The sequence below is a fragment of the Bartonella sp. TT29SHDZB genome (assembly GCF_042193395.1).
Classification (GTDB): Bacteria; Pseudomonadota; Alphaproteobacteria; order Rhizobiales; family Rhizobiaceae; genus Bartonella.
The window spans coordinates 1-717 of the sequence record NZ_JBHILQ010000132.1 but is presented as its reverse complement, the minus strand read 5'-3'; the positions used below and the strand labels follow the sequence as shown (position 1 = coordinate 717).

The following is a 717-nucleotide window of genomic DNA, read 5'->3' as shown; positions in this document are numbered from 1 at the left end:
GCCTTCTGGGTCTTCTGACCCTTTGGATTCCTCGTCTAATCTCCAAATTAGAGCTGTTGTTCCACAGGTTCCAACTTACCTTCTTTTGCCAAATGCCTTATTTCATGCTGGTTTAGTGGATATGACCGCGCAAAATAAGACGTTAGAGACAATGCGGAATGCTTTTCATTCCTCCTGGAAGGATGATAAAAAGACAGCCTTTTTTCTGCATGCTTATGGTGGTAGCCATCATTATGCTTCCAACTTATCTGCTTTTGAATATGGCTATGGTGCTGAGCTTGATTATAATGCATTCGAAGCAGGTGTTTTGTTAAACGAGATTGAGAGTTTATATGGTCGTACATTCTTTGGGGTTATGGGGTCTTACGGAAACCTTTCTCTAACCCCTCAGGATGTTGAACAAAGCAAAAAGAGTGCATTTGATAAATGGTCTGTTTCTGCCTATGGAAGTCTGAAGCATGATACGGGTTTTTATATAGATGGGGTGGTATCGTATGGACTTTTTAAGGGAGATGTTTTGACCCTTGCACGGGGCAAGGTTGTGGCATTAAAGGGTAAACAGTTTAGCGGTTCTTTAACGAGTGGCAGAACGTTTTCAACAGGGTATAAAGGTGTTGTTTTTGATCCGCAGATTCAGATTGTTTATCAGCATCTTCAGTTTAATCAGGCGCGTGATATTGATAATCTTGATGTTGATTTAGGAAAATTTCATCAATG

At 40.6% G+C, this 717-nt stretch carries 1 protein-coding gene; it reads left to right on the top strand.

The window, feature by feature from the left end:
* Window positions 1–717 (top strand): autotransporter domain-containing protein (locus tag ACFIJJ_RS09975; protein WP_375646842.1); only part of this gene is annotated, 717 nt, incomplete at both ends.